The 25,444-nt window shown below is 73.1% G+C and carries 25 protein-coding genes, 1 pseudogene and 1 riboswitch; of the genes and pseudogenes, 12 read left to right on the forward strand and 14 right to left on the reverse strand.

Annotation, left to right across the window (positions count from 1 at the left end):
• Positions 1 to 110: 110 nt before the first annotated feature.
• A complete protein-coding gene (locus DQ238_RS21665) occupies positions 111 to 638 on the reverse strand; it encodes a molybdopterin cofactor-binding domain-containing protein (RefSeq protein ID WP_233496177.1) in 528 nt (175 codons plus the stop codon).
• Between the two features lie 174 nt (positions 639 to 812).
• On the opposite strand from DQ238_RS21665, the gene DQ238_RS21670 reads away from it, so the two are divergent.
• Complete coding sequence (locus DQ238_RS21670) at positions 813 to 1,058, forward strand: AbrB/MazE/SpoVT family DNA-binding domain-containing protein (RefSeq protein ID WP_113783344.1); 246 nt, start codon at positions 813 to 815, stop codon at positions 1,056 to 1,058.
• Positions 1,055 to 1,456, forward strand: coding sequence for a PIN domain-containing protein (locus tag DQ238_RS21675; RefSeq protein ID WP_113783324.1), 402 nt, complete (start codon positions 1,055 to 1,057; stop codon positions 1,454 to 1,456). Before DQ238_RS21670 ends, DQ238_RS21675 begins: the two co-directional genes overlap by 4 nt.
• Positions 1,457 to 1,517: 61 nt before the next feature.
• On the opposite strand, the gene DQ238_RS21680 is transcribed toward DQ238_RS21675, so the two are convergent.
• The 3 genes from DQ238_RS21680 to DQ238_RS21690 are packed head-to-tail and all read right to left on the reverse strand — an operon-like array spanning position 1,518 to position 4,602.
• Positions 1,518 to 2,399 carry an enoyl-CoA hydratase-related protein gene (locus DQ238_RS21680; RefSeq protein ID WP_113783325.1) on the reverse strand — a complete coding sequence of 294 codons (882 nt, stop codon included), beginning with the start codon at positions 2,397 to 2,399 and terminating at the stop codon, positions 1,518 to 1,520.
• Entirely contained in the window at positions 2,396 to 3,385 is a 990-nt protein-coding gene (locus DQ238_RS21685) for an acyl-CoA dehydrogenase family protein (protein ID WP_113783326.1), read from the reverse strand. The genes DQ238_RS21680 and DQ238_RS21685 overlap by 4 nt, the downstream gene beginning before the upstream one ends.
• Positions 3,382 to 4,602: an acyl-CoA dehydrogenase family protein gene (locus tag DQ238_RS21690; protein ID WP_233496178.1), complete on the reverse strand. Its 1,221-nt coding sequence runs from the start codon at positions 4,600 to 4,602 to the stop codon at positions 3,382 to 3,384. The genes DQ238_RS21685 and DQ238_RS21690 overlap by 4 nt, the downstream gene beginning before the upstream one ends.
• A 135-nt stretch (positions 4,603 to 4,737) precedes the next feature.
• Between DQ238_RS21690 and DQ238_RS21695 the strand changes: the two genes are divergently transcribed.
• Complete coding sequence (locus DQ238_RS21695; RefSeq protein ID WP_199506508.1) at positions 4,738 to 6,309, forward strand: long-chain-fatty-acid--CoA ligase; 1,572 nt, start codon at positions 4,738 to 4,740, stop codon at positions 6,307 to 6,309.
• 345 nt (positions 6,310 to 6,654) lie between these two features.
• Here DQ238_RS21695 and DQ238_RS21700 read toward each other — a convergent pair whose 3' ends face one another.
• Complete coding sequence (locus DQ238_RS21700; RefSeq protein WP_113783327.1) at positions 6,655 to 7,788, reverse strand: glycerophosphodiester phosphodiesterase; 1,134 nt, start codon at positions 7,786 to 7,788, stop codon at positions 6,655 to 6,657.
• 199 nt (positions 7,789 to 7,987) lie between these two features.
• The gene (locus DQ238_RS21705; RefSeq protein WP_113783328.1) at positions 7,988 to 8,839 is read right to left on the reverse strand and encodes a patatin-like phospholipase family protein; all 852 of its coding nucleotides are present in this window, start codon (positions 8,837 to 8,839) and stop codon (positions 7,988 to 7,990) included.
• An 88-nt stretch (positions 8,840 to 8,927) separates the two neighbouring features.
• Between DQ238_RS21705 and DQ238_RS21710 the strand changes: the two genes are divergently transcribed.
• The 4 genes from DQ238_RS21710 to DQ238_RS21725 all read left to right on the forward strand — a co-directional run bounded on the left by DQ238_RS21710 (position 8,928) and on the right by DQ238_RS21725 (position 12,529).
• A complete protein-coding gene (locus tag DQ238_RS21710; RefSeq protein ID WP_113783329.1) occupies positions 8,928 to 9,170 on the forward strand; it encodes an antitoxin in 243 nt (80 codons plus the stop codon).
• Entirely contained in the window at positions 9,167 to 9,580 is a 414-nt protein-coding gene (locus DQ238_RS21715; RefSeq protein WP_113783330.1) for a type II toxin-antitoxin system VapC family toxin, read from the forward strand. Before DQ238_RS21710 ends, DQ238_RS21715 begins: the two co-directional genes overlap by 4 nt.
• A gap of 96 nt (positions 9,581 to 9,676) precedes the next feature.
• A complete protein-coding gene (locus tag DQ238_RS21720; protein WP_113783331.1) occupies positions 9,677 to 11,422 on the forward strand; it encodes a class I adenylate-forming enzyme family protein in 1,746 nt (581 codons plus the stop codon).
• A 66-nt stretch (positions 11,423 to 11,488) separates the two neighbouring features.
• Positions 11,489 to 12,529, forward strand: a complete 1,041-nt coding sequence (locus DQ238_RS21725; RefSeq protein ID WP_233496180.1) for a TrkA family potassium uptake protein — start codon at positions 11,489 to 11,491, stop codon at positions 12,527 to 12,529.
• 186 nt (positions 12,530 to 12,715) lie between these two features.
• Here DQ238_RS21725 and DQ238_RS21730 read toward each other — a convergent pair whose 3' ends face one another.
• On the reverse strand, positions 12,716 to 13,105 hold the full coding sequence (locus DQ238_RS21730) for a zinc-binding dehydrogenase (protein WP_113783333.1): 390 nt from the start codon (positions 13,103 to 13,105) through the stop codon (positions 12,716 to 12,718).
• A gap of 259 nt (positions 13,106 to 13,364) precedes the next feature.
• On the reverse strand, positions 13,365 to 14,006 hold the full coding sequence (locus DQ238_RS21740) for an MgtC/SapB family protein (RefSeq protein WP_233496182.1): 642 nt from the start codon (positions 14,004 to 14,006) through the stop codon (positions 13,365 to 13,367).
• 148 nt (positions 14,007 to 14,154) lie between these two features.
• Here DQ238_RS21740 and DQ238_RS21745 point away from each other — a divergent pair, with 148 nt between their 5' ends.
• Complete coding sequence (locus tag DQ238_RS21745; protein ID WP_113783334.1) at positions 14,155 to 14,847, forward strand: histidine phosphatase family protein; 693 nt, start codon at positions 14,155 to 14,157, stop codon at positions 14,845 to 14,847.
• Positions 14,848 to 15,388: 541 nt separating this feature from the next.
• Here DQ238_RS21745 and DQ238_RS21755 read toward each other — a convergent pair.
• From DQ238_RS21755 to DQ238_RS24485, 3 genes and pseudogenes are all read right to left on the reverse strand, one after another.
• Positions 15,389 to 16,576, reverse strand: coding sequence for a hypothetical protein (locus DQ238_RS21755; RefSeq protein WP_199506509.1), 1,188 nt, complete (start codon positions 16,574 to 16,576; stop codon positions 15,389 to 15,391).
• A 300-nt stretch (positions 16,577 to 16,876) separates the two neighbouring features.
• On the reverse strand, positions 16,877 to 17,944 hold the full coding sequence (locus DQ238_RS21760) for a CocE/NonD family hydrolase (RefSeq protein WP_158550888.1): 1,068 nt from the start codon (positions 17,942 to 17,944) through the stop codon (positions 16,877 to 16,879).
• A gap of 11 nt (positions 17,945 to 17,955) precedes the next feature.
• Positions 17,956 to 18,636, reverse strand: a pseudogene (locus DQ238_RS24485) (CocE/NonD family hydrolase); the annotation flags it as partial.
• Between the two features lie 28 nt (positions 18,637 to 18,664).
• Between DQ238_RS24485 and DQ238_RS21770 the strand changes: the two are divergent.
• Positions 18,665 to 19,348, forward strand: a complete 684-nt coding sequence (locus tag DQ238_RS21770) for a TetR/AcrR family transcriptional regulator (RefSeq protein WP_147263178.1) — start codon at positions 18,665 to 18,667, stop codon at positions 19,346 to 19,348.
• Between the two features lie 228 nt (positions 19,349 to 19,576).
• Positions 19,577 to 20,005: a CapA family protein gene (locus DQ238_RS21775; RefSeq protein WP_113783338.1), complete on the forward strand. Its 429-nt coding sequence runs from the start codon at positions 19,577 to 19,579 to the stop codon at positions 20,003 to 20,005.
• Positions 20,006 to 20,159: 154 nt separating this feature from the next.
• On the opposite strand, the gene DQ238_RS21780 is transcribed toward DQ238_RS21775, so the two are convergent.
• Entirely contained in the window at positions 20,160 to 20,816 is a 657-nt protein-coding gene (locus DQ238_RS21780; RefSeq protein ID WP_113783339.1) for a M23 family metallopeptidase, read from the reverse strand.
• Positions 20,817 to 21,150: 334 nt separating this feature from the next.
• A riboswitch (cyclic di-AMP (ydaO/yuaA leader) is annotated at positions 21,151 to 21,313 on the reverse strand.
• A gap of 146 nt (positions 21,314 to 21,459) precedes the next feature.
• On the opposite strand from DQ238_RS21780, the gene DQ238_RS21785 reads away from it, so the two are divergent.
• Positions 21,460 to 21,780 carry a hypothetical protein gene (locus DQ238_RS21785; protein ID WP_113783340.1) on the forward strand — a complete coding sequence of 107 codons (321 nt, stop codon included), beginning with the start codon at positions 21,460 to 21,462 and terminating at the stop codon, positions 21,778 to 21,780.
• A 477-nt stretch (positions 21,781 to 22,257) separates the two neighbouring features.
• Here the strand turns inward: DQ238_RS21785 and DQ238_RS21790 are convergent, their stop codons facing one another.
• Positions 22,258 to 22,491, reverse strand: a complete 234-nt coding sequence (locus DQ238_RS21790) for a dodecin family protein (RefSeq protein WP_113783341.1) — start codon at positions 22,489 to 22,491, stop codon at positions 22,258 to 22,260.
• Between the two features lie 848 nt (positions 22,492 to 23,339).
• On the opposite strand from DQ238_RS21790, the gene DQ238_RS21795 reads away from it, so the two are divergent.
• Positions 23,340 to 24,815 carry a multicopper oxidase family protein gene (locus DQ238_RS21795; protein ID WP_233496184.1) on the forward strand — a complete coding sequence of 492 codons (1,476 nt, stop codon included), beginning with the start codon at positions 23,340 to 23,342 and terminating at the stop codon, positions 24,813 to 24,815.
• Here DQ238_RS21795 and DQ238_RS24490 read toward each other — a convergent pair.
• The gene (locus DQ238_RS24490; protein ID WP_113783343.1) at positions 24,749 to 25,303 is read right to left on the reverse strand and encodes a transposase; all 555 of its coding nucleotides are present in this window, start codon (positions 25,301 to 25,303) and stop codon (positions 24,749 to 24,751) included. The genes DQ238_RS21795 and DQ238_RS24490 overlap by 67 nt on opposite strands.
• Positions 25,304 to 25,444: the final 141 nt, after the last annotated feature.

The following is a 25,444-nucleotide window of genomic DNA, read 5'->3' on the forward strand; positions in this document are numbered from 1 at the left end:
ATCACGGCCACCGCCGATCTTCGAAGCTTCGCAACTCCGAAGGATCACGCGGTGGCCGCCTTCACGCCAACCCCGAATCCCAGCAGTGCAACTCCCGGGGGGCCGGGAGGTTAAACGACAAGCTGAGTCAGCGCCGTCCACGCGCCGGTGCCGATGTCGGAGCCGTCGATCTCGACGGTGTAGCGGCCGGGAGAGGCGGTGATGCGGCAGTCGGCCGGGCGCCGCCGGGCGGGATAGGTGGCCGCGGCGACGCCGGTGCCGACCAGCCACTGGCCGTCGGTGCGCACGCCGGGCCGCGGGTCCCGTCCGGCCCAGCCGAACCGCTCGGCGCCGGCGCGCAGGCACTCGACCAGCGAGCGCGACGACCAGGGGACGTCGCGCTCCGGGTCGCGCGGCGGCTCGTTGCGGATGCGCAGCTCGACCGGGTCGACGCCGGCCGCGTGCGCGAGCTCGTCCATCGCCGACTCCAGCGCGAACATGCCCGGCGTCTCCCCCGGCGCCCGCATGATCGTCGGCGGCGGGACGTCGAGGCGGGCCAGCCGGTGCGTCGTGCGCCGGTGGGCCGCGGCGTACACGACCCGGGTCGGGGTGGCGGTCTGCTCGGCGAACTCGCTGATCCGCGAGGTGTGCTCGACCACCTCGTGGCTGATCGCGGTCAGCCGGCCGTCGGCGTGCGGTGGCCGACCAGGCTGAACATCTGCTGGCGGGTCAGCTCCAGGACGACGAACCGGGGTGGACAAACCGGGACGCACACGGGCTCAGGTGTCCCTGCGCCCGGGTGGCACCCCAGATGCCGATGGTAGTTTTCTGCCATGCGTGCGACCATCGACGGGGCCGGGCGCCTCGTCGTTCCGAAGGCCCTCCGTGACGCCCTCGGTCTGCGGGCGGGGGACGAGGTGTCGGTGCAGGTGGTGGACGGGCGGCTGGAGATCGAGCCGACCCCGGTGCCCATGCGGTTGGAGACGGCGGACGGGAGCCCGCGGGCCGCGGCTGACGTGGACCTCCCGCCGCTGACCGCCGACGAGGTACGTGCAGCTCTCGAGCAGACCCGACGGTGATCGCCGCCGACACGAGTGTGCTGGTGGCCGCGTGCGCTTCCTGGCACGAGTCCCACCCCCTGGCCCGGGCGGCGCTGCCCGGCGCCCGACTCGTGGGGCACTGCGTGGTCGAGACGTACTCGGTGCTCACCCGGCTGCCGCCGCCCCACCGCATGCCTCGGGAGCTCGCCGCCGAGTTCCTCGATCGGATCGCGGCGTCGGCGCCTCTGACGCTCCCGGCCGAGGAGGTCCGCCGGCTGCCGCAGGTGCTGGCCGACCGCGGCGTCGCCGGCGGCGCGGCGTACGACGCGCTCATCGCGGTGACCGCACTCCACCACGGGGCCGAGCTCGTCTCCCTGGACACCCGCGCGGTGGCGACCTACCGCGCCGTCGGTGCGGCTCATCGACTGCTGACCTGAGCCCCGGCACCACCGGAGTGGATCCGTGCAGGTTGCCTGGACCGTTCCACTCCGCTACGGGTCAGGTCACGTCGTCGGGCGGGGCCGGCCAGCGCGGCACGCCGGCGACCGCGCCGTCCCCCAGGCGTGCGGGAAACCGCGGCGGCCGCCGCTCGAGGAACGACGCGACCCCCTCGGCGGCGTCCGGTCCGGCGCCGAGCTCCACCAGCGCCCGTGACTCGGCGCGGTGGGCGTCCCACGGCGAGGGCGCGCCGAGCATCGACCACAGCAGCTGCCGGGCCGCGGCCACCGCCACCCCGGAGGTGTTGTCGGCGACCTCCCGGGCGAGCTCGAGCGCGGCAGGCAGCAGCTCGTCGTCGGGGACGACGCGGGAGACCAGCCGCCCGCGCAGCGCCTCGGCCGCGTCGAACACCCGGCCGGTGGCCACCCACTCCATGGCCTGGCTGATGCCGACCACCCGCGGCAGGAACCAGGTCGACGCCGCCTCCGGCACGATGCCGCGGCGGGCGAAGACGAACCCGAAACGGGCCGCCTCGGCGGCGATCCGCACGTCCATCGGCAGGGTCATCGTGGCGCCGATGCCGACCGCCGGGCCGTTGACCGCCGCGACCACCGGCTTGCGCAGCGCGGCGAGAGGGAGCGAGGCGATGCCGCCCCAGTCCCGGGGGACGCCGTCCACGGTGCCGCGGGGGACGGGGTCGGGGCGGGCGCCCCGGTCGCGGAAGGTGCCCTCGCCGCCGGTCAGGTCGGCGCCGGCGCAGAACGCCCGCCCGGCGCCGGTCACGACCACCACCCGGACGGCGTCGTCGGCGTCCGCGGCCGCGGCGGCCTCGGCCAGCTCGGCGGCCATGACCGGGGTGAAGGCGTTGAGCCGGTCAGGGCGGTCGAGGGTGATCGTGGCGACGCGGTCGGCGACCTCGTAGCGCAGCTGGGTGGGGCTCATCCGAGGGCGCCGGCGACGGCGAGGCGGGCGACGGCGTCCAGGTGCTCGGCGGCGTCGCCCAGCAGCAGCCGGTCGACCTTGGCCCGCCGCCAGTACAGGTGCGCGTCGTGCTCCCAGGTGTAGCCGATGCCGCCGTGCACCTGGACGCAGGTCTCCGCGGCCCGCTCGAGCACCTCGGCGGCGTGCGCCTTCGCGGCGGAGGCGGCCAGCGGCAGCTCGTCAGGGGCGGCGTCGGCGGCCCAGGCGGCCCACCACACCAGCGAACGCAGCTGGTCCACGCCGACCCAGGCGTCGACGAGCATGTGCTTGACCGCCTGATAGGAGCCGATGCGGCGGCCGAACGCCTCGCGTTCCTTCGCGTAGTCCACGGCCAGCTGCACGGCCGCGTCGGCGGCGCCGAGGTCCTCGGCGGCGAGCACCACCGCGGCCACCTGGCGGGCGCGGGCCCACAGCGCGCCGGCGTCCTCGGCCAGCACCCGCCGGGAGGTCAGCCGCACGCCGGCCAGGCCGCGGGTGGCGTCCAGCGGCCGGCCCGGGGTGGCCTCCCCCTCGCCGACGACGAGCGCGCCGTCGTCCAGACCGAGGAAGAGGGTGGCGCCGGCGGCGTCGATCGACGGGGCGGAGCCGGTGACCGGGCCGTCGAGCACGGCGAACGCCGCCGACCCGTCGGCCAGCTGCGCGGCCAGGTCGGGGTGCTCGGCCAGCAGCACCGCGGCGCGGGCGGCGGTCACCAGCGACGGCCCGGCCAGCACCGCGCCGCCCTGCTCGGCGACGACGGCCAGGTCGAGCAGCGACCCGCCCGCCCCGCCAGCGGACTCGGGCACGGTGATGCCGAGGTAACCGATCCCGGCCAGGGCCTCGTGTCCGGGCTCGACCGGGCCGCCCTCCAGCGCGGCGCGGGCGGCCGCGGGCGAGGCGGAGCCGCGGTAGAAGTCGCGGGCGCCGCCGGCGGCGTCACGCTGGTCGGGGCCGAGGTCGAAGTTCACCGCCGGCCCCCCGGGTCCTTGTCGAGCCGCGGTTCCGGCGGCAGGCCGAGCACCCGCTCGCCGAGGATGTTGCGCAGCACCTGGTCGGTTCCCCCGGCGATGGCCAGGCCCGGGACGTAGCCCTGGGTGCGCTGCCAGGTGTCGTCGCCGTCGGCGGTGGCGGCGTAGACGGCGTCGTCGCCGAGCAGCCGGACGCCGGCGTCGGCCACCAGCTTCGCCGCGGCGGTACCGGCGAGCTTGCCGGCGCTGGCCTCCGGCCCGGGCAGCCCGCCCTGGCTGAGCACGGTGAACCGGCGGTAGCCGGTGTAGCGGGTGGCCAGCGCGGCGACGACCGCCCGGCCGACCGCCTGCCGGGCGAGCACCTGCCGCTCGGGGTCGAGGCGCGGCAGCCGCTCGCGGGCGTGCGCGGCGAGGGTCTCCACCGGCAGGCCCAGGTCGCTGCCCGCGCCGCCGATGGCGACCCGCTCGTTCATCAGCGTGGTCAGCGCGACCCGCCAGCCCTCGCCGGGCTCGCCGAGCCGCTCGGCGTCGGGGATGCGCACGTCGTCGAAGAAGACCTCGTTGAACCCGGCCGAGCCGACCATCTGCCGCAGCGGCCGCACCGTCACCCCGGGGGCGTGCACGTCGACGACGAACATGGTCAGCCCGGCGTGCTTGGGCTTCTCGGGGTCGGTGCGGGTGAGCAGGATGCCGAAGTCGGCGACGTGCGCCAGCGTCGTCCACACCTTCTGCCCGTTGACCACCCAGTCGTCGCCGTCGCGGACGGCGGTGGTGCGCAGCGCGGCCAGGTCGGAGCCGGACGCCGGCTCGCTGAACAGCTGGCACCAGACGTCGTCGGCGCGCAGCAGCCGCGGCAGGTAGCGGGACCTCTGCTCGTCGCTGCCGTGGGCGATGACCGTGGGCCCGCACATGCCCAGGCCGATGTGGTTGACCAACGGCGGCACGCCGGCGCGGGCCAGCTCCTGCTGCACGATGGCCTGCTGCACCAGCGTGCCGCCCTGCCCGCCGTACTCGCGCGGCCAGGTGATCCCGATCAGGCCGGCCTCGTGGAGCACCCGCTGGGTGCGGCGCATCTCGGCCTCGTGCGTCCGGGCGTCGACCACGTCCTCCCCCGCGCCGGCGTGCAGCAGCTCGCCGGCGTGCTCCTCGAGGGTCTTGCGGACGCCGGCCCGGAAGTCGGCCTCCTCGGGGGTGTCGTCGAAGTCCACGGTGCGCACCTCTCCTCGTCGAGCGGGTCCGGCCGCAGCGTGACAGCGGTCACCCGCGGGGGTCAACGAGGGGTCCGCGGCGTTGTTGACCGCCCTCGTCGCCGCGGCCAGCATGACGCGCACCACATCTCCCGAGGAGGTCCGGTGAGCGTCGAGATCCCGCGGCTGCTGGGCCGCGGCATGACGGTGGGCGACCAGCTGGCCCGGTGGGCGCGGCGGACGCCGGACGCGGTCGCGCTTCGCTTCGAGGGCACCGGCCGCAGCTACGCCGAGCTCGACGAGCGGGTCACCCGGCTGGCCCGCGCGCTGGCCGACCGCGGCGTGGGCCCCGGTGACCGCGTCGCCGTCCTCGGGCTCAACGCGCTCGAGGTCTGGGAGGCCTACCTCGCCGGGGTGCGGCTGGGCGCGATCGTCGTCCCGGTCAACTTCCGGCTGGTCGCCGACGAGGTCGCCTACGTGCTGGCCGACAGCGGCGCGACGGCGCTGGTGGTCGACCCCTCGCTGGCCGAGGTGGCGGCCAAGGCCCGCGAGCAGGCCCCCGGCGTGCGCACCGTGCTCACCATCGGTGACGACTACGAGGCGGCGCTCGCCGCGGCCGACCCGACCCCCCTCGACGTCGAGGTCGACGAGGCCGAGCCGGCGTTCATCATGTACACCTCCGGCACGACCGGCCGGCCCAAGGGCGCGGTGCTGACCCACCGCAACCTGCTGCTGCACGCCTTCTGCCAGGTCACCCACCTCGGCGTGGACCCCGGCGACCGGGTCGCGGTGCCGGGCGCGCCGTTGTTCCACATCGCCGGGCTGGCCGGCGGCCTGCCGCCGCTGCTGCTGGGCGGCACCCACGTGATCCTGCGCTCCGGCGGCTTCGACCCGGTGGCCACGCTGGACCTCATCGAGCGGGAGCGGGTCACCAACATCTTCCTGGTGCCGGCGATGTGGGCCGCGGTCGTCGCCGTCCCCGACGTCGCCCGGCGCGACCTGTCCTCGCTGCGGCGCATCTCCTGGGGCGCGGCGCCGGCGTCGACGACGCTGCTGCGCACGATGATCGACACGTTCCCGCAGGCCGAGGTGGTCACCGCCTTCGGGCAGACCGAGTGCAGCCCGGTCACCTGCTTCCTGCGTGGCGAGGACTCGGTGCGCAAGATCGGCTCGGTCGGCACGCCGATGCTGGGCGTCGAGGTCCGCGTGGTGGACGACGACGTGAACGACGTCCCCCGGGGCGAGGTGGGCGAGATCGTCTACCGCAGCCCGATGGTGATGAAGGAGTACTGGGGCAAGCCCGAGGCCACCGCGGAGGCGTTCGCCGGCGGCTGGTTCCACTCCGGCGACCTGGTGCGCCAGGACGAGGACGGCTACCTCTACGTCGTCGACCGCAAGAAGGACATGATCATCACCGGCGGCGAGAACGTGTACTGCGCCGAGGTGGAGGACGTGCTGGCCGCGCACCCCAAGGTCGCCGAGGTCGCGCTGATCGGCGTCCCGGACACCCGCTACGGCGAGGCTCCGCTGGCCGTCGTCGCCCCGCGCGACCCGGCCGACCCGCCGACGCCGGCGGAGCTGGCCGCCTGGTGCCGGGAGCGGTTGGCCCGCTTCAAGAACCCGCGGGAGTACTCGATCGTCGCCGCGCTGCCGCGCAACCCGTCCGGCAAGGTGCTCAAGACGGCCCTGCGGGAGCAGCACCATGCCGGCTCCCTGGTCGCCGACCCGGTCGTGTGAGGCCCATCTCTGTACCTCCGCCGCGGGGCGAGCGGACTGGCCCGGCGCCCGACGCTGGAGGACTTCCTGGCCCGCGTCTCGGCGCGGGAGGACGTGCCGGTCCGCCCCGAGGAGCGGGGCCGCGCTGCGAGCGGCGGCACCTGCCGTAGGGCGACGGGTAGCGGAGGCTGGAAGTACAGGAAACCTGCGCTCCCAGCCTCCGTCACCCGCGTCGGCCGGCCGGGCGCCGGAGACGCCGTACTCGCGGTCGACGACGAAGAACGGGACGCCGCGGATGCCGCCCGCCGGCATTCCGACCGGGGGAGGTCCGTGCGGGTCACGGGCGCGGACCTCCCCCGGTGCGGCTCAGGCGGCCGCCTCCTCATCCTCGAACAGCTCCCGGGAGACGACGCCGGTGTCGGGGTTGTCGGTGAACACGCCGTCGATGCCGGTCGCCCAGAACGCCAGCTGCTCGTCGATCGCCCGGCCGTAGTCGTCAGGCGCGGCGCCCTCGCGCAGGTCGGCCGGCAGGAAGGTGTTCTCGTTGCGGAACGTGTACGGGTGCACGACCAGGCCGGCGTCGTGCGCGTCGTCGACCAGGGACGTCGGCTCGCCGAGGGTGTCGTCGGCCTCGCGCGGGATGACCATGTTCTTGTCCGGCCCGATCCCGTCGGCGTACGCGGCGACCTCGGCCAGCCCCTCGGGGGAGACCAGGTCGGCGTAGTTGCGCGGGTCCCCGGCGGCCACCAGGTCGTAGGGCGCGCCGGTCGGCGACACCAGCTGCACCAGCGGCACGTCGACGACCTCGTCGAGCTGGCGCAGGTTGGTCGTCTCGAACGACTGGAGGAACACCGGCGCGCCCTCGTGGTCCAGCCCGGCCTCGTCCAGGTCGGCCAGCAGCGGCTCCTCCAGCGACAGGCCGATCCCGTCGAAGTAGGTGGGGTGCTTGGTCTCCACGTAGACGCCGATCTCCCGGCCCAGCTCGCGGCTGAGCTCCTCCCGCAGCTCGAGCACCTCGTCGAGGGTGGGCACCCGGTAGAGCCCGTCGTAGAGGGTGTTCTCCTCGCGCGCCTCGGGCAGCCGCTCGACCGCCCGCAGCGTCTCCAGCTCGGCCAGGGTGAAGTCCTCGGTGAACCAGCCGGTCACCTCGACGCCGTCGACGACCTCGGTGGTGCGCCGATCGGCGAACTCCGGGTGGCGGGCGACGTCGGTCGTCCCGGAGATCTCGTTCTCGTGCCGCGTCACCAGCACGCCGTCGGCGGTGCTGACCACGTCCGGCTCGAGGTAGTCGGCGCCCATCCGGGCGGCGAGCTCGTAGGAGGCCAGGGTGTGTTCGGGTCGGTACCCCGCGGCGCCGCGGTGGCCGATGACCAGCAGCTCCTCGGCGTCGGGCCGGTCCGGCTCCTGCGGTGGCGCGGCCGTGGCCGGCCCGGTCAGCAGCAACGGGACGGCGACGACGGCCGCGGCCAGCACGGCGGTGCGGCGGTGGGTGCGTGGCACGGGTCCTCCCCCGGGTTCGGCCGGCGTGCTGCGCCGCCGGCTCCGGCCCGTCGACGGGGACGCCGCCGGGACCGCCGAGCGCACAGCGGGTGACGGCCACCGCGCTGCGGTTCGACACGGTGCCGGACGGGAGCGGGGATGGGCAGGGGGTACTGCGACGGCCCTGCACGCCTGGACGGCGCCGTCGCGGCCGACGCGCTCAGCCCCGCCAGGCCTCGCTGACCCGCTCGGCCACGCGGGCGGCCTGGTCGCGGCCGGCGCGGGCCGAACCGGCGCGGGCGGCGGGGTCGAGCACGTTGCGCCCGATCGCCCGGCGGCTGTCCGCGTCCGGGGCGACGACGGCGACGCGGGCGACCATCCCGGTGACCTGCGCGTCCACGCTGGCCATCGGCCCGACGCCGCGCGGAATCGGCGCGAGGACGACGACGCGGTCGCAGCCGTCGGCGAGGTCGGCGTTGGCCGCCGACCGCATGCCGCCGTCGACGTAGCGGGAGCCGTCGACGGTCACCGGCGGGTAGACGCCGGGCACCGCGCAGCTGGCCGCCACCGCCTGCAGCAGCGGGACGCCGGAGTCGCGGTCGAAGGTGCGGAACTCGCCGGTGTGCGCGTCGACGGCGGTGAGCACCAGCGGCCGGTCGGGCCACTCGCGGCCGACCAGCCGCGAGCCGATGACGTCGAGCCGCTCCTGCTCCGACGGCGTCAGGCCCGCCCGCTCGGCGGCGAGCGCCAGCGCCCCCACCCGGCGGCGGAACGCGACGTCGTCGCCGCGGCTGCGCAGCAGCGCCCACCCGTAGCGGGCCAGCGCCGCCCGCGTCATCCGCGCCGCCCGCTCCTGCGCGGGCGGCTCGAGCTGACGGGCGTAGAGGGCCTCCAGGTCCGCCCCGCTGGTGACCTGGGCGCCGACCACCGAGCCGGCCGACGTGCCGACGACGAGGTCGGCGCCGCTGAGATCGGTGCCCGCCTCGGCCAGGCCGGCGAGGACGCCGATCTCCCAGGCGATGCCCGTGATGCCGCCGCCGCCGAGGACGAGGGCCGTGCGCTGGTCGCTCATCGCCCCATCCTCACCCGAGGTGACGGACGGGGCGGGAACGGTGGTAGCTCGAGCGCTGATCCAGCGCTGACAGCGCTAGAGTGCATGCATGGCGACCATCCAGATCAGGGACGTCCCCGAGGACGTGCACCGCACCTACCGTCGCCGGGCCGCGGAGTCCGGGATGAGCCTGCAGGAGTACCTCCGTCTCGAGCTGGTGGAAGGCGCCCGCGCGCGTACGCCGGCCGAGGTGGTCGCGGAGGTGGAGCGGGAGCTGGCCCGCAGCGGGGGGCAGGGCCTCGGCACGGCGTCCTCGGCCGAGTTCGTGCGCGCCGACCGCGACGCGCGGTGAACGTTCTGGACGCCTCCGTGGTGACCGACGCCCTCGCCGTGTCCGGGCCGGACGGGGACGTCGCACGCCGGGTGCTCGCCCGCGAGTCCTCGCTGCACGCGCCCGCGCTCCTCGGCGCCGAGGTCACCTCCGCGTTGCGGGCCATGGTCGCCCGAGGGCGGTTGCGTCCCGAGGACGCCCGGGGCGCAGCGGCGCGCGCAGCGACGCTGCGGACCCGCCGCTACCCGTTCGAGCCGTTCCTCGGCCGGGTGTGGGACCTGCACGAGACGGTGACCGTGCACGACGCGTGGTACGTGGCGTTGGCCGAGGCGCTCGACGTCCCGTTGGTGACGGCCGACGACCGCCTCCGACGGGCGCCGGGACCGCGGTGTCCGGTGCGCAGCCCCGCCGAGGCGCTGGCCGACGGCTGACCTGCGACACCGGGGCCGGCGCGCGCCCTCCGTGGTCGACACCGGCTGTGAGGTGGGCCACGCTGGAGGCCCCTCGTCCAGGCAGGAAGGACCCGGATGACCGCCACGCAGGCCCCGCCCACCCCCGGCGCGAGAAGCTGGCCGCCCGGCCTACCGCGGTCACTGGACCACCCGGAGGTCCCGGTCGGCTCGATCCTGCGGGCCGCGGTGCGCCGCTGGGGCGACCGGACGGCGTTCGTCGACTCCGACGTCCCGCTCACCTACACCGAGCTGGGCGCCCGCGCGCACGCCGTCGCCAACTGGCTGGCCGAGCACGGGGTGGGCCGCGGCGACGTCGTCGCGGCGCACATCCCGAACTGCCGCCAGTACCCGGCCGTCTACTACGGGGTCCTGCTGGCCGGGGCCACCTTCTCCCCCACCAACCCGCTGCTGCCGGCCGCCGACCTCGCCGCCCAGCTCACCGACGCCGGCGCCCGCGTCCTGGTCACCTGGGACCAGGTGCTGCCGGTAGCGCGCCCGGCGCTCGCGGCCACCCCGGTGCAGACCGTGGTCGTCACCGGCGCGGCGCACATCCTCGACTTCGCCGCCCGCCTCGGCGGCCTGCAGTCCGGCGACGTCGACCTCGCCGACCTGCTCGCCGCAGACCCCACCGACCGGCACCGGGACGCCGGCGTCGACCCGGCCGCCGACCTCGCCCACCTGGCCTACACCGGCGGCACGACCGGGGTCAGCAAGGGCGTCGAGCTGACCCACCGCAACGTGGTCACCAACCTCCTGCAGTCGGCCTGCTGGACGTCGGGGTCACTGCCCGAGCTCGACGCGGCCGGCGACGTGACGCTGCGCCAGGTCCTTGGGCCCGACGAGCACCCGGTCCGGCTCGGCGAGGGCCGGATCATCAACCTGACCCCGTGGTTCCACGCGATGGGCGTGATCGGCTACCTGGGCGGCCTGGTCCTGGCCGGGACGACGACCGTCGTCCACGTGCGGTTCGACCCGGTGCGCTACGTCGCGGACGCCGTCCGGTACCGGGTGACCGGCATCGGCGGCGCTCCCCCGGTGTTCGTCGCGCTGCTGCAGGTGCCCGGCATCGCCGAGGCCGACCTGTCGTCGGTGCGCGGGATCTCCAGCGGCGCCGCCCCGCTGCCCGTGCCGCTGATCGAGCGGCTGCAGGCGCTGCTGCCGCAGGCGGTCATCGGCGAGGGCTACGGGCTCACCGAGGTCACGATGATGGCGACGGGCAACCCGTCGTTCCGCTCGGGCACCCGCCGGGCCGGCACCGTCGGGGTCCCCGTCTTCGACACCGAGGTCAGCATCCAGCCGCTCGGCGGCGGGGCGCCGCTGCCGCCGGGTGAGCGGGGCGAGGTGTGCATCCGCGGCCCGCAGGTCATGCGCGGCTACGCGCACCGGCCGGAGGCCACCGCGGCGGCCATCGACGCCGACGGCTGGTTCCACACCGGCGACGTCGGCGTCCTCGACGCGGAGGGCTACCTGGCGATCGTCGACCGCACCAAGGACATGCTGCTCTACAAGGGCTACAACGTCTTCCCGCGCGAGCTGGAGGAGATCCTGTTCGGCGTGCCCGGGGTGGCCGGCGCGGCGGTGGTCGGCCGGCCCGACGAGGAGGCCGGCGAGCTGCCGGTCGCCTACGTCGTCCGCCGGGACGACGACGCCGGTGCCGCGCTCACCGCGGAGGCGGTGATGGCCGCGGTCAACGACCGGGTGACGCCGTACAAGCGGCTGCGCGACGTGGTCTTCATCGACGCCATCCCGGTGTCGGCGGCGGGCAAGGTGCTCAAGCGGGAGCTCGCCGCCCGGGAGCGGACGGCCGTCCGCGGCGGCTGACCGGCGCGCGTCCGCTCACCCGGACGGGTGCGGTGCGCCGCCGGCGGGCTCACTATCGTCCGCGGGGTGGACAGCGGGATGACCGAGCACGCCGGGGTCCAGCTGGCCCACGTCGAGCAGTCCCCCACCCGCCAGGTGTGGCGGCGCGTGGTCTTCGCCGCGGTGGTGCTGACGTTCACCGTGCTCATCGTGTGGCTCGACCGCGACTCCTACCGGGACGGCGACCAGGTGGGCATCGGCCTGCTCGACGCGGTCTACTACTCCACGGTCACGCTGTCCACGACCGGGTACGGCGACATCACGCCGGTCACCGACGGCGCCCGGCTGGTCAACATCCTGGTCATCACGCCGCTGCGCATCCTGTTCCTGATCGTCCTCATCGGAACCACCCTCGAGGCGCTGACCGCGCGCTCGCGGGAGGAGTTCCGCATCCGACGCTGGAGGTCCCGCGTGCGCCAGCACGTCATCGTGTGCGGCTACGGCACCAAGGGCCGCAGCGCGATCCGCGCCCTGCAGGCCACCGGCACCCCGCTGGAGCAGATCGTCGTCGTCGACCCCGAACCGCGGGCCGTCGACGAGGCCAACTCGGTCGGGCTGCACGGCATCGTGGGGGACGCCGGGCGCACCGACGTGCTGCGCCGCGCCCACGTCGAGCGCGCCCGGGCGGTGATCGTGGCCGCCAACCGCGACGACGCCTCGGTGCTGATCACGCTCACCGTGCGGCAGCTCAACCCGAACGTGCTGATCACCACCAGCGTGCGCGAGGAGGAGAACGCCAACCTGCTGCGCCAGTCCGGTGCGAACATCGTCATCACCACGTCGGCGACCTCCGGCCGGCTGCTGGGCCTGTCCCCCGACAGCCCGCGGGTGGTCGACACCGTCGAGGACCTGGTGACCGGCGGGCACGGCCTGGACCTCAAGCAGCGGCGGGTCAGCGCCGGCGAGGTCGGCCTCGACCCGCGGCAGCTGCGCGACATCGTACTGTCGGTGAGCCGCGGTGGGCGCACGCTGCGCTTCGACGACCCGCTGATCGGCACGCTGGAGGCCGAGGACGTGCTCGTCGTCGTCCGCTCGCACCCCGCCGGCGGGCACGTCGCGGTGGTCTGAGAAAGGACCCCTCTGCCCCCCACCGCTCGCAAGCTCGCGACGGGACCCTACAGAGGGGCCGCCCCCTGCCCCACCGTAGAAGGACCCCGTCCTCCCCACCCCTCGCGAGCTCGGGGCGGTGCCCTGGACGGGGCCGCGGCGGGACCCTGGACGGGGCCCTTCCGCCTGCAGGGGGGGCCGCCGGGATCAGCCGACGGTCACCACGACCTTGCCGGTGGCCGGGCCGGTCGCGCAGCAGCAGGCGTCGTCGACCCGGTCGAGGGGGAACGCGCGGTGCACGGTGGGGCGCAGCCGGCCGCCGTCGACCAGCGCGGCGAGGTGGGCCAGGTCGGCCGGGCGGGCGCTGGTGCGCACCGCGGCGAAGGAGGACCCGCCGCGCCGCAGCCGGTCGGGCACCAGCTCGCGCGGCGTGTCGGGGCCCACGCCGCGGGTGGTGACGAACACGCCGTCGTCCTCGAGCAGGCCGCGGGCGGCGCCGAAGGTCAGCCGGCCCGGGACGTCGAGGACGACGTCGAAGCGGCGGCCGAGGGCGGTGACCTCCTGCTCCCGGTAGTCGACCAGCATCGACGTGGGCACGGCCGAGACCTTCCGGGACGAGGACGTCGCCTACGCCACCCGCATCTGGCAGGCGGGGGTCAGGCCGAGCTGCACGTCTGGCCCGGCGGCTACCACGGCTACTTCCTCTTCGCGCCGCAGGCGCAGATCTCCCAGGAGACCGTGGCCGCCCGCGTCCGCTGGCTGCGCCGGCTGCTGGCTCCGTGAGCCCGGCGCTGGGGCCCGCTGCGGCAGGCCCCAGCACCGATCCCGGGCGGCCTCCAGTCGGCCGTCTCGTCGCTCAGCGGTGCAGGTCCACCGCGACGACACCGGGGACGGCGAGCAGCCGCTCGGCGAGGACGGGCAGCTCCTCGGGCGGAGCGGGTTGCGCCTTCATCTCGATGCGGCGGGATCCGTTCTGCTCGGTGGTGACGCCGGTGACGGTCGCGTTCGGCAGGACCCCGGTCACGGCGGTCAGCACGGTGCTGAAGGGACTCTCATCGACGGTGAGCAGGACGAGTTGGCCGCGCCGACGGGGGAACGCTGCTGCCTCGACCCGTTTGAGCCCGGCGGTGACGACGAGGGCGATCACGGCAGCGAGCAGCGCGGGGCCGTAGAGGCCCAGGCCACTGGCCAGCCCGAGCGCTGCTGCCGCCCACAGGGTGGCGGCGGTGGTCAGGCCGCGGACCGTGGTCCCCTCGCGGAGGATGGCGCCACCGCCGAGGAAGCCGATGCCGGAGACCACCTGCGCGGCGATCCGCGTGGGGTCGGCGTGGACGATCTCGGTCCCGGTCAGCGTGAACAGCGCGGCGCCCAGGGAGACCAGCGCGTGGGTGCGCAGCCCGGCAGGTTGTGCCGACAGCTCGCGCTCGATGCCGAGTGCACCGGCCAGCAGCACCGCCATACCGAGCCGGGCCACGACGACGAGCCAATGGGTCTCCACCAGCCACCCTCCTGCAACCGATCGACGTGGGGAGCTGGCAGCATCCTCGGCCAACGACAGGAGCGCTTCCCAGCTCGGCCCACCGGGCAGACGAGCCCGCCGTCACACCGAGTGGCCGGCGTCCGCGTCTGCACGTGATCCTGGGGGCATGGATCTCCACCTGATCCGTCATGGCGAGTCGGTGCCGAACGTCGAGCCGGTCATCGGGGGCATGCGCGGCGATGCCGGCCTGACCGACCGTGGGCGCGAGCAGGCCCGGTTGCTCGAGCAGCGGTTGCGCGCCGAGGGGTGGCAGGTCGACCAGCTCTACTCCAGCACGTTGCCCCGAGCCCGGGAGACCGCGCAGTACGTCTCCCGGGCGTTGGAGTTGCCGGTGCAGTTCGAAGACGACCTACAGGAACTGCGACCGGGCGCGGCTGACGGGCTGACCGTCGCCGAGTGGCGGACCAGGTATGGGGGGTTCGACGGGCCGATGGCGGACGACGACCCGTTCCGCGCGTTCTCCCCGGGGGGCGAGAGCTGGGCGGGGTTCCTGGTTCGGGCCGGCGGTGCCCTCGCCCGGATCGCCACCCGGCACGCGGGCGAGACGGTGGTGGCGGTCTGTCATGGTGGCGTCATCGAAGCGTCGTTCTACCTGGCGTTCGGTATCGGCGGCACCGGCAACCGGGTGGCGTTCGCGCCGTTCAACACCGGCATCACGCACTGGCGGTACGAGCACGGCGGAAGCGGCCGGCGGCGGTGGACGCTGGTCACCTTCAACGACGCCGGTCACCTGACCGGCACGACGCAGCCGGCCGAGCCGCCGCACGAAGCGGTCCCCCTGCCGTCGGACGACACCTGACCCTGCGGGGATCTCGCAGCATCCCGTCGGAGACGTCGATCCCGACCACGGAGGCGGCCTCGGACAGGTCGGTGACGGCTGTGGCGGCCAGGCCGGTGCCGGTGGCGACGTCGAGCACGAACCCCTGCTGGGGGCCGAACAGCCGCGCGGCTGCTCGGCGCCTGCCAGTGGTGCATGGCGCTGGTGTCGTAGGTGTCGGCGCGCCGGTTGGACTCGGCAGCGATCCACCGGGTGTCCCGTCCGCTCGGCATGACGCCATCGTCGCCCTCCGCTGGCGGTGCGTCGGGTGCGGGCGTGGGCGAGGCGGTAGGAGGTGGTGCCGGTCTCGCTGATGGTGCCGGCGAACGTCGAGCGGTCGACGATGGCGGCGCCTCTCCAGCCTGGACTTCGGGGAGATCCCGGCCTTCGGGGAGGACCCCCGGTGGAGGTGCTTCGACACCACGCCCACGCGCGCTCGTCGCGCCCGGAGACCGACAGCCCTCGGCTCGACTCGACTGGTCACCGGCCGAGCAGCGGTCATCCGTCTGCTGACGTGGTCCACCTACCTGACAGCACGGAGGAGTTCGGCGAGGCGTTCCCCGATGACCGAGATGCCGGGTGCCGGTTCGCGGTCGAAGAAGGGCTTCTTGTGGCGGTGGAGCAGTTTCTCCCCATCGCGGGACCAGGAGAAGCCGGGCTTCCCGAGAAGTGCGCGGAAGACCGCGTCGACGCCGTCGGGGTGACGCTGCACCAGGCGGCGGATCGCCAGCGGCGAGACCGACTCGTCGCGGAGGTACTCGTCCAGCTGGGCGAGGGTGGCGCGGTCGCGGACCGGTGTCGGATCGGCGAAGAGGGCGTCCAAGCGGCCGAAGTCTCGGTAGAAGTTGAGCCCTTCGACGTCGTCGTAGATCAGTGCGACGCTGTCGGCGTCCAGCAGCTCGTCGGGTAGTCGCCCCATCTCCTCGGGTGGAGGGCCGCTGGCTGCGGGACGCCGGGCCGCTCTGCCCTCGAGATCCGCCGTGGCCTTCTGCTGCAGGCAGCGGAAGTGCTCGCGCAACGTCTCCTGCGCCTCGTGCGGGGGCAGGACGACGAGGTCGGCACCGACCTGCGCGATGAAGTCCGCGCGGTGCTCGGACTGGAGCTCCCAGGCTTGCCGCAGCAGAGCCGGGTTGCGGCGCAGCAGCTCCGGGTGGCCGGCGATCTCGTCGGCGGCGATCTGGGCGATCTCGCGGCGTGCGGACTTGGGGAACGCGCCGAAGTGCCCGCTGACCAGCCAGGCGTCGGTTGCCGGGTGCACCGGCACGATGCGGCCGATGACGAACATCCCCTTGCGCAGCCCGGCGAACGCCCTGCGCCCCATGTTGGAGTAGACGCGGTAGACGACGTCGTCCAGGAGGTTGTGGAGCCTCATGGCCTCGCCATCGAGCCCGTCGACCTCGAAGCACCCCTCGACGACGTCGCGCCAGCCGAGCACCATCTCCCGCTCGTCGTCGGCCAGCGGCGGCCGTCGCTCCGCGACGAACCGCTCGACGACGGTGCGCCCGTCGGAGAGTCGGTGTTGCAGCGCGAAGTGGTCGATGGTGCTCACGGCAGTGCCCTCGTCCAGGTAGCCGTGACGATCGGCGGCGTCGATCAGCAGCGTGTTCAGCCGCCTCGCAAAGCGAGGGCGCTGGGCGAAGGCCACCAGTTCGCCCTTGAGATCCGCGGCGCGGGCGATGAGGTCGTCGACCGACGTGTCGCCTGACGACACGGGATCGACGGCTGGTGCGGTCCGCCTCCTCATCGCATCAACGCTAGCCACCAGGCGCACTGGCACGGTAGGACCACTCGACGATGTCTGGGTGTGGACGGCGATCTCCGGTCGAGGGGGACGGCAGGTCTCGCGGAGGGAGTTTGCGCGTCTCCGCACCGTCACGGCCATCTGCGGTCGGAGAACGCCCGGTTGGTGCGGCTGCCGCCCGGCCGAACTCATCGCGGGGAACGGTCGCTGCGCATCGTCACCCCGGGCAATACGGGATACACCAGGCCCGTGGCCAAGGTGATGGTGTCGTTACCCGACGACCTGCTCCGCCTCACCGTTTCCGAGGACCGGGATCGTGAGCGTGCAGCCCTCGTCGACTCCGAGGTGCAGTGTGCAGGTGCCCCTGGCGTCGGTGTGGTAGCCGAGCGGGAACTGCCCGTGCACTGGGTCGCGGTCGTGGAACCAGTGACCCTGGAAGTCGAGGCGCAGCTCGTCGCCGGCCCGGAAGAGCGTGGCCGAGGGGAGCAGGCCGATCCGCAGCGTCACCTTCTCGCCGTCGGCGAGCGGTTCTCGTGTGGTGTGCGGGTGGTGGGGCAGATAGGGCAGCGACCGCTCGGGATCCTCGGCGCGATGTGAAGCCAGGAGCATCCCGTGGGTGACCAGGTCGCCCTGGAAGCCGTAGGAGCCCTCGAAGGGGACCTCCTTGCCGTCGCGGAACTTGCGGATGCCGGCGACGACCGGGAAGTCGTCGGCCCCAATGATGGACAAGGTCAGGGTGAGCAGCATCGGCCCGACGACGTTGGTGTCGCTGGCGAACCGGTAGGTGAAGCTGGCCCGGCCGCTGCGACCGTGGAGCGAGATCGCCTCGTCATCCGGTACCGCCGGCATCCCCGGACGAGCCTCCTCCAAGGTACCGGCCGCCCGCCGCCCGCCGGCGCGGCAGCGCAAGGTCTGCCACTCGGTCTGCGGAGGGGGCCAGCTGGTGACGTGGCGCACCTCGGCGACGGTGGTGCGGTCCTCACGGATCTCCACGCGGACCGGCGGCTGCTCGGTGATGCCGGTGTCCTCGCCCTTGAGGAAGTGGTCGAAGAACCGGGCTTGGGCGTCCAGCCCCTCTGCCGAGTAGTAGGCCTGCCACTTGGGCCGACGGTGCGTGTAGAGCCACTTCTGCGCCGATCCGATGCGGCGGAACCCCTCGAATGAGCCTCTGGAGTGCAGGTTGTGGTCGGAGAAGCTACCGCAGACCAGGGCCGGGACCTCGATGGCCTCGATGTCGCGGTTGCACGCGGCATACCACTCGTCGAAGAGGGTCGATCGTGCACCTCGCGTCGCAGGTCGACCTTGCCGTGAGCCAGCTGCTTCAGGATCGTCCCCCACACCGTGACGAACCCGTTCTCGAGGATTCCGCCCGGTCGGGCCCAGTCGCGGTAGAGGTCGGTGAACCCCTCCCACGGGCAGATCGCGGCCAGGTGGGGCGGGCGGGCTGCGGCGCCCATCCACTGGCTCATCGCGAGGTACGAGACGCCGGTCATCCCCACCCGCCCGGTTGACCACGGCTGCTGGGCCGCCCACTCGACGAGGTCGTAGATGTCCGAGCCGTCCTGCTCGGAGAAGATCTCGGGCTCGCCCTCGGACGTCCCCCACCCGCGCAGGTCGGCGTTGACGACGACGTAGCCCCGCTCGACCCAGCGCGCGGGATCGGGCCCTTCCCACGTGGTCCACGCCGAGTGCGTCAAGGGGGCGCTGCGCATGAGGTGGTAGAAGATCGGCGTGCGGTAGCCGTGCTGGGTTTTGTGGTGCAGGGGCAGGTCGTCCTTGCCGTACGGGTGCGCGCACAACAGCACCGGGTGACGCTCGCCGTCGTCCGGTCTGAACACGTTGACGCGCAGCCGGATGCCGTCGCGCATGGATACCGGTACGTCCCAGTCCACGGTCGCGTCGCCGGGCGGGTCGGTGATGGTGATGTCCGGGTGGACCAGGCGCTCCAGCGTTGACAGGGCGCGAGCCCACGAGCCGTCCTCGTCGCGGACGGCCTCATCGATGAACTCTACAGCATCGCTATGAGTCATAGTGAAACGCTACTGCTAGGCTGGGTCGGTGGCCAGTGCTCCTCCGGCGAGACCCGCGCGCATCGCCGAGACCCGCCAGAAGCGGGCCGGTGAGGCGATGCGTCAGCGCTCTCGAGAACGGCTCGTCCTCGCTGCCGCCGAGGTCTTCGCGGAGCAGGGCTATGCCGGCGCCACCGTGACCGCGATCGCCGAGCGGGCGGGGGTCTCGTTGCGGACCCTCTACACCGCCTGGGGCAGCAAGCGTCGGCTGCTGCGCGCCTACGTGGAGTACACGATGACCGGCTCGCCGACGGCCGTCACCGAGGGGACCTGGGTGCCGCAGCTGCAGCGCCTGCTCGATCCCGAGTCGCTGGCCGACCCGCAGGCGCGCATGCGGCAGGTGGCCAGGATCGTCCGGGAGATCGCCGAACGGATGGGGCTTGCCTGGCGGCTCGTCCGGGACGGCGCCGCCATCGACCCCGGCGTCGCCGAGGACCATGCCGAGCTCGAGCGGCTGCGGCGACGCAGCATGGCCGGCCTGCTCGAGGGCATCGACGAGGGCAGCCTGCGGCCGGGACTGACCCTAGACCGCGCCATCGACACGACGCTCGTCATCGCCAGCCCGAGCGCCTACGAGACGCTCGTGCACCCGGGCGGCTACTCGATGGACGAGTTCGAGCGCTGGGTCGGCGACACCCTCATCACCGCGCTGCTCGCCGATCCCCGCCCATAGGACAACGGTCTGAGAGACACCTGGCGCAGGCGTCACCAACGATGCCGATGACGACACTCGACTTCTCTTACCTCGCACGTGGACCGCCCCGGCAAGGTCGGGAGACTCGGGGGGTTGAGGCCCCGACCGCTTGTCGGGCGGGGCTTTGACCGTCATGGGCCTGCTCCGCGTGGAGCTTTCCGTCCCCGATGAGCTGAAACCCCTTGCCCCCCCGCCGCGGGCGCCGAGGTGGTCATCGCCAGCGTGCACTGCTGTACCGAGTACACCACCGACCCCACCGCGGCCCAGGCCGCCATCGCCCAGGCGCTGCTGGCCTCCCCCGACGTCGACCTGGTGATCGGCCACCACGCCCATGTCGTGCAGCCCTTCGAGCAGGTCAACGGCGAGTGGGTGGCCCACGGACTGGGCAACCACATCGCCGAGCAAGATCTGCTGGCCACCCACGACTCGGTGATCGCCCGCTTCACCTTCACCTGCGGCCCGGACGGCCACTACGCCGTCACTACCACCGAGGCGATCCCCACCCACATCGAGCACCAAGGCCAGGGCTTGGTCGTGCTCCCCACCGGTCCCGGCGATTCCGCCTGCCAACGAGTCGCCGATGTGGTTGCCCGTCGCGGCGCCGCTGCCGCCGGCCTGACCATCACCGAGCCATGAGCAGGTGTCGGTCAGGTCGTCGCCTTCGGATCATCAGCGTTGGTCTCGGCGTTCAGTGCCTCGTGTCGTCGCCGTGCCTGCCGCCCGACGCGCCACGGCACCCTGAGCAGACAGCTGCTGCAGGGCGCCGTGACGGCGGCTCGGCACAGGCTGGTCAGATGTTGACGCCGCGTTGACGCAGCCAGGAGGCGGGGTCGATAGCGCCTGGAGCGTGGATCTCGAAGTGTAGGTGGGAGCCGTTGGCGTTGCCGCGGTTGCCGACGGTGGCGATCTGCTGGCCGGCGGCGACGTGGTCACCGACGTTGACCACCCAGGTGTCGATGTGCCCGTACCAGGCGATGGTGCCGTCGTCGTTGTTGACATAGACGGCCTGGCCGAAGCCCCCAGGGTCGCGGGGACCGGCAGCGGTGACCGTGCCCGCCGCGGCGGCGTACACCGGGGTGCCGATGGAGGCGGCCAGGTCGATGCCGTTGTGGGCACCGGAGCTGTAACCCTGCGTGAGGCGGCACGCCGGGCACGGGTGGGCGTACTCGCCGGTGGACACGCTGGTCGCCGGTGCCGGTGCCGGTGCCGGTGGTGGGGCTTCGGCGTACCCGGACCGGTCGCGGCCCGGGCCCCAGGGGGCCTCGGCCTGGGCGACCGACTGGCCGACGCAGGCGAAGACCAGCGAGCACGCGCCGATGGCCAGCGCACGGTGCAGCCGGCGGTGCCGACCCGGACGCAGCCGCGGCAGCCGGCCCACCGGTGTGGCCCCTTCCTCGGTCCAGGAATCAGCGGCGACCGGCGTGGTCGGGTAGGAGGCAGTAGGCATGAAAGAACTCCAAGGATGGATTCACGAATGGGTTCACCGGCAGCCGTCATCACCGACGGCCGCCGATGGCGGATGGGGGATCAAGCAGCGGCACCAGGCCTGGTCCAATGGCCTGGTCACGCAGCCGCTGCCCTCAGCCGGGCGCGCGGCACCCACCTGAGGGCCGGCCGACCGATCAGGTGGGTGCAGTCCGGTCAGACGCCGTGTGGCGCCGGCGGAAGAGGGTGTGCGGCGGCTGCGGCGACCTAGATGAGCAGCCGGACGACGCGGTGTCTCAGACTGCGGTTGTTTGGGGGCGCTGGACGGGCCCAGGGGCGCACCATGCGGTGGCTCTCCGTTCTCCCAGGGCCGCCTACCGGGTTAGCTGACGGGTTCGGGCGGGGATCAGGCCCTACCCACCGCCGAGCCTGGCTCGGCGGATGGGACTCACCCCAGTGATACGGGTTGGGTCCCCGGCTCGCCCCACCGGGGCGGGTGCGACTCGGCGGCATCCGGCGCAGGCTTCCCCTGGTGGGGATGACACGACCGGCCGGACGCAGACACCCTAGAGATGTCATGGTTCTGTGACAATCACGGGGCCAAGAGTTTGGGAAGTCTTGTGGCTCCGGCCGGCGCGTCAGGCGGATGACGGCGAGGCGACCCGATGACCGACAGTCCAGCAGCCCGACTCGATCGTGCTGCGGCGGACGTCCATGCCGCGCTGGTAGCGGCCGCTCGGAACGGCCAGACGGTCTACTACGAGGACCTCTTTGCCTTGACGGGCGCGCAGCACCCCGCCCTGAGCATGCCCACCTCGGCGTCCCTCAGCCGCGTACTCAACATCATCGCGGCCGACTGCGCCGCGCGGGGCGAGCCGGACGTGACAGTGCTTCTGCGGCGCCAGGACCAGTGCCTCACCGTCGCCGAGCGCACCAGCACGGCCGAGACAGTGTGGTCGTGGTGGCGCGAGAACAGGCAGCGGTGACCCCAGCCGGCAGCGCTGCCCTCGGCAACCGAGTCACCGGGCGGGAGAACGGGCGCGGTCGCCGGGACCGACGAGCAACGGGTGCGGGACTTCATCGATGCGGTCTGAAGGCAGGACTTGGACGCGCTCAACCGGTAGTGGACCGCCGATGCGCATGGGCCACATCGCCCCGCCCGGACACGACGCCTGACTGGGCGCACCGCACCGGGCCACTGGGGCTTCGCCGCGGCACTCTCCAAGGCGTCGATCATCGTTGTGCAGCAGGTCACCGAGGCCGAGAAGGTCGCAACCTCACTGTTACCCCAGCACGGCATACCCGGGAGTCCGGAGGCGTCCCGGCCACACGCAGGCATGGGGAGGCATGAGGACGTGCAGGGCCCATCGGCGTGCAGGGAGGGATGAGCGCGCTGGTCGATGGGGACACCGGCCGCGTGCTCGCGTGGTCGACGGCTCCCTCAATCAGCGGCATGGGTGGGGCTACCGCTCCACAACAAAGGCGATCTTGCAGTTCACCTTGTACATGGTGAGGTTGCCGTTCTCATCGACGTCGGCGTTGCTGCTGATCACCTCGACGCCGCGGATGTTTCGGACGGTTTGCGCCGCTGCTTGGACGGCGGTGCGTACGGCGTCACTGAAGGAGTTGGGCGAACTGCCCACGATCTCGCTGATCCGGACAACCGCTCCAGGAGTGTGTTCCTGCTGCTCAGACATGTTTCCTCCGGATGTCATCAGCACGACTGCGCGTCGTGTCACTCCCGGAACTACTCCGCACCACAGCATCCCAAACCTCTTTGAGCGCCTGTCGTGCCTCGTAGTAGCGCCCGCACCGGTCCGAGGCGGCCACGGCGGGTCTGTCAGACCCGGGGTGCGCACCCCGTTCAGCCGCCACCCGGCTCTCCGCCTTTGTGCTGGCTGCCCGGTGATCTGCGGGACGCGCGGTGAGGTGATGCCGCCACGAGACACCGCCAACGGGTCACCCTGGGACACCTGCCGTCCGTCGCTCCAACGCCTGAGCCATGGCTTGGACAGGGGCATCCTCGGGGATGGGGCCGTCGGCTGAAGCTCTGCGCTTGGCGAGTGGCGTCGGGCGATGCATCGACCCGTTGGGAAGAACTTCACCATCACCGCGCTGCACAGCGGAGTGGGTGACCGAAGTGATCCGTCAGCGTTCGTTGTGTTGGTGCGTGGACGCTGGTTAGTGTGCGGCGTCACACCTCGCGGACGGCGTAGCCCGATTAAATTGCGGGCTGCCGTTCTTCGTTGAGCTCCCCGCGCGCCGCCGGCTCCACCAGGTGGTAGGGGCCGCTTCGAGCCGTCCTGCGACGTCTGGCCCCGAGCCACGGGCGCATCAACACGAGTGCTCCACCGGTGTCGGCTTCTGCCGGAGGAGCAGAAAGGACGCGGTCATGACAGGTCCCGACTCACCGGGCACTGACCCAGACAGGTCGACGGCGGCCCGCATGCACAGGGACGGCGTCACACGCGACGCCACCGAGTTGGATCACGGGGGCCCGGCGCTCGACTCACCCCCGGCAGCTGCCGGCGTCGCAAGAAGGTCTTTGATACCCGAGATCAACCGCCGGCGCGTCCTGCAGCTCGGGGCCGTGGGCCTGCTCGGTGCCTCCCTCGGTAGACCGGCGTGGGCGTGGGCGCAGACATCCGGCGCGACCGGGGTGGATGCGGCGCTGGCCGAGCCGGAGACGATCCGGAGCGCGAACGGTTTCCTGCGGGTGGAGCTTGAGGTCGCCGAGACCTCCCTGACGGTCGGCGGTCGACCCGCGGTGATGCTGACCTACAACGGGACGGTTCCCGGGCCCACGATCCGGGTGCGCCCCGGCGACCGACTGCAGGTCCGGCTGACCAACCGGCTGGCCGTCCCGACCAACCTGCACACGCACGGGCTGCACGTCTCCCCGGCCGGCAACGGGGACAACACCTTCGTGCACGTGCACCCGGGGGAGTCCTTCGATTACGAGTACCAGCTGCCCGACGACCACCCACCGGGGCCGTTTTGGTACCACCCGCACGAGCACCACCTGGTGGCCGACCAGATCTGGAGCGGCCTGTACGGCGGCATCGTGGTCGAGGACCTCGAGGAGGTCCCGGTGTCCCGGGACCGCGTCCTGGTCATCTCGGACACCACCCTTGACGCCTCCGGGCACCCGCAGCAGGTCTCCGACAAGGAACGGATGATGGGTCGCGAGGGGCAGCTCATCCTGGTCGACGGGCAGCTCCGGCCGACGCTGACCGCACGTCCCGGAGAACGGGAGCGGTGGCGGATCGTCAACGCCTGCACGTCCCGCTATCTCCGGCTGCGGCTGGACGGCCAGCGGCTGGACCTGCTGGCCACCGACATCGGGCGGCTCCCCGAGCCCCGCAGGGTCGAGGAGATCGTGCTCTTCCCCAGCAGTCGGGCCGATGTGCTGGTCAGCGCCGTGCCGGGGGTCAGCGCGCTTGAGGGGCTGGCCATCAGCCGCATGCGGAGCAGGGAGGGCGGTGCCCCCTCGGGGGCTCCGGGAGCGCTCGCGACCTTCCAGGTCAGCGGCAGCCCCGTCCCTGCCCTGCCGCCGGTGCCGCCGTATCCGGAGCACCCGGACCTGCGCGGGGCGCAGCCTGCAGCCCGGCGCCAACTGGTCCTGGCCATGGGCGAGGGCGGCAGCAGGGGCACCGATGACGGCGCCGCCCACGGCACGGGCGAGAGCGGGGTATTTGCCTCCATCGACGGCCGACCGTTCGACCCGGACCGCACCGACCAGGTCGTCCACCTGGGGACGGTGGAGGAGTGGACCATCCGGAACCACTCGGGCATGAACCACCCGTTCCATCTACACGTGTGGCCCATGCAGCACATCTCGACGGACGGCCGGGCTGTGGGACCGATCGTCTACCTGGACGTCGTGGACGTCCCCGCGGGTGGGGAGGTCACCGTCCGCATCCCGTTCGAGGACTTCGCCGGACGCACCGTCTATCACTGCCACATCAACGACCACGAGGACGGCGGAATGATGGGCGTCGTCGAAGCCAGAGCGGGCTGACCGTTCGCTACGAACTGGCTCTTCCCGGTTCCTGGTGAACGATCCCGCTGAGAGGGGTGTTCACGCTGCCATCCGGGCGGCGCTGGCGAGCAGGATACGAGTGCGGCAGTGGGTAGGGTTCCAGTAGCCGCGGCCGGTCCGCTTGATCTGCTTGGTACCGGTGTTGGCGCCTCGGTGCGGGCGTTGGTGACACCGGTGACGATGGACACCTCGATGGCCTCCCACCAGGCGTCGATGGTGGCCCAGAGCCGGTCGGTCTCAGGCATGTTCACGGCCAACACGAACGCCCTGAGCCGCATCTTCTGCTCCTCGACCTCGGCCGGCGAGCTGCTGGCCAGCAGCCGGCGCAGCTGCTCTTTGACGCCCCAGGCGGCGCCGATCTCATCGGTCGGGTCGTCGGCGCGCAGAGTGGCCTTCAGCCGGGCCAGCGCCGCCGCCGACAGGGTGTTGCCGGCGCGCAGCAGCAGCCGCCATGTGGACTTCGCGATTGTGTTGTCTCAGCGGTCAAGTCCGCTGACGTGGTGTATCGAAGGCGATTGCACCGCGTGATCTTTGCTGGGTTGGTCAGGCGCTGAGCGCCGGGATGGTCGGGGCGTTCACCTCCTCGGTGGTGGGCTGGTCGGTGGTGT

The organism is Geodermatophilus sp. TF02-6, from assembly GCF_003319115.1.
In the GTDB taxonomy this organism is placed as follows: domain Bacteria; phylum Actinomycetota; class Actinomycetes; order Mycobacteriales; family Geodermatophilaceae; genus Geodermatophilus.

Coding starts and splice junctions, on each gene's coding strand:
- DQ238_RS21710 (WP_113783329.1), top strand. CDS start 8,928: ATGGCGACCATCCAGATCAGGGACGTCCCCGAGGACGTGCACCGCACC.
- DQ238_RS21670 (WP_113783344.1), top strand. CDS start 813: ATGCGTGCGACCATCGACGGGGCCGGGCGCCTCGTCGTTCCGAAGGCC.
- DQ238_RS21790 (WP_113783341.1), bottom strand. CDS start 22,491: ATGTCTGAGCAGCAGGAACACACTCCTGGAGCGGTTGTCCGGATCAGC.
- DQ238_RS21745 (WP_113783334.1), top strand. CDS start 14,155: ATGGATCTCCACCTGATCCGTCATGGCGAGTCGGTGCCGAACGTCGAG.
- DQ238_RS21705 (WP_113783328.1), bottom strand. CDS start 8,839: ATGAGCGACCAGCGCACGGCCCTCGTCCTCGGCGGCGGCGGCATCACG.
- DQ238_RS21680 (WP_113783325.1), bottom strand. CDS start 2,399: ATGAGCCCCACCCAGCTGCGCTACGAGGTCGCCGACCGCGTCGCCACG.
- DQ238_RS21785 (WP_113783340.1), top strand. CDS start 21,460: ATGACCGACAGTCCAGCAGCCCGACTCGATCGTGCTGCGGCGGACGTC.
- DQ238_RS21720 (WP_113783331.1), top strand. CDS start 9,677: ATGACCGCCACGCAGGCCCCGCCCACCCCCGGCGCGAGAAGCTGGCCG.
- DQ238_RS21780 (WP_113783339.1), bottom strand. CDS start 20,816: ATGCCTACTGCCTCCTACCCGACCACGCCGGTCGCCGCTGATTCCTGG.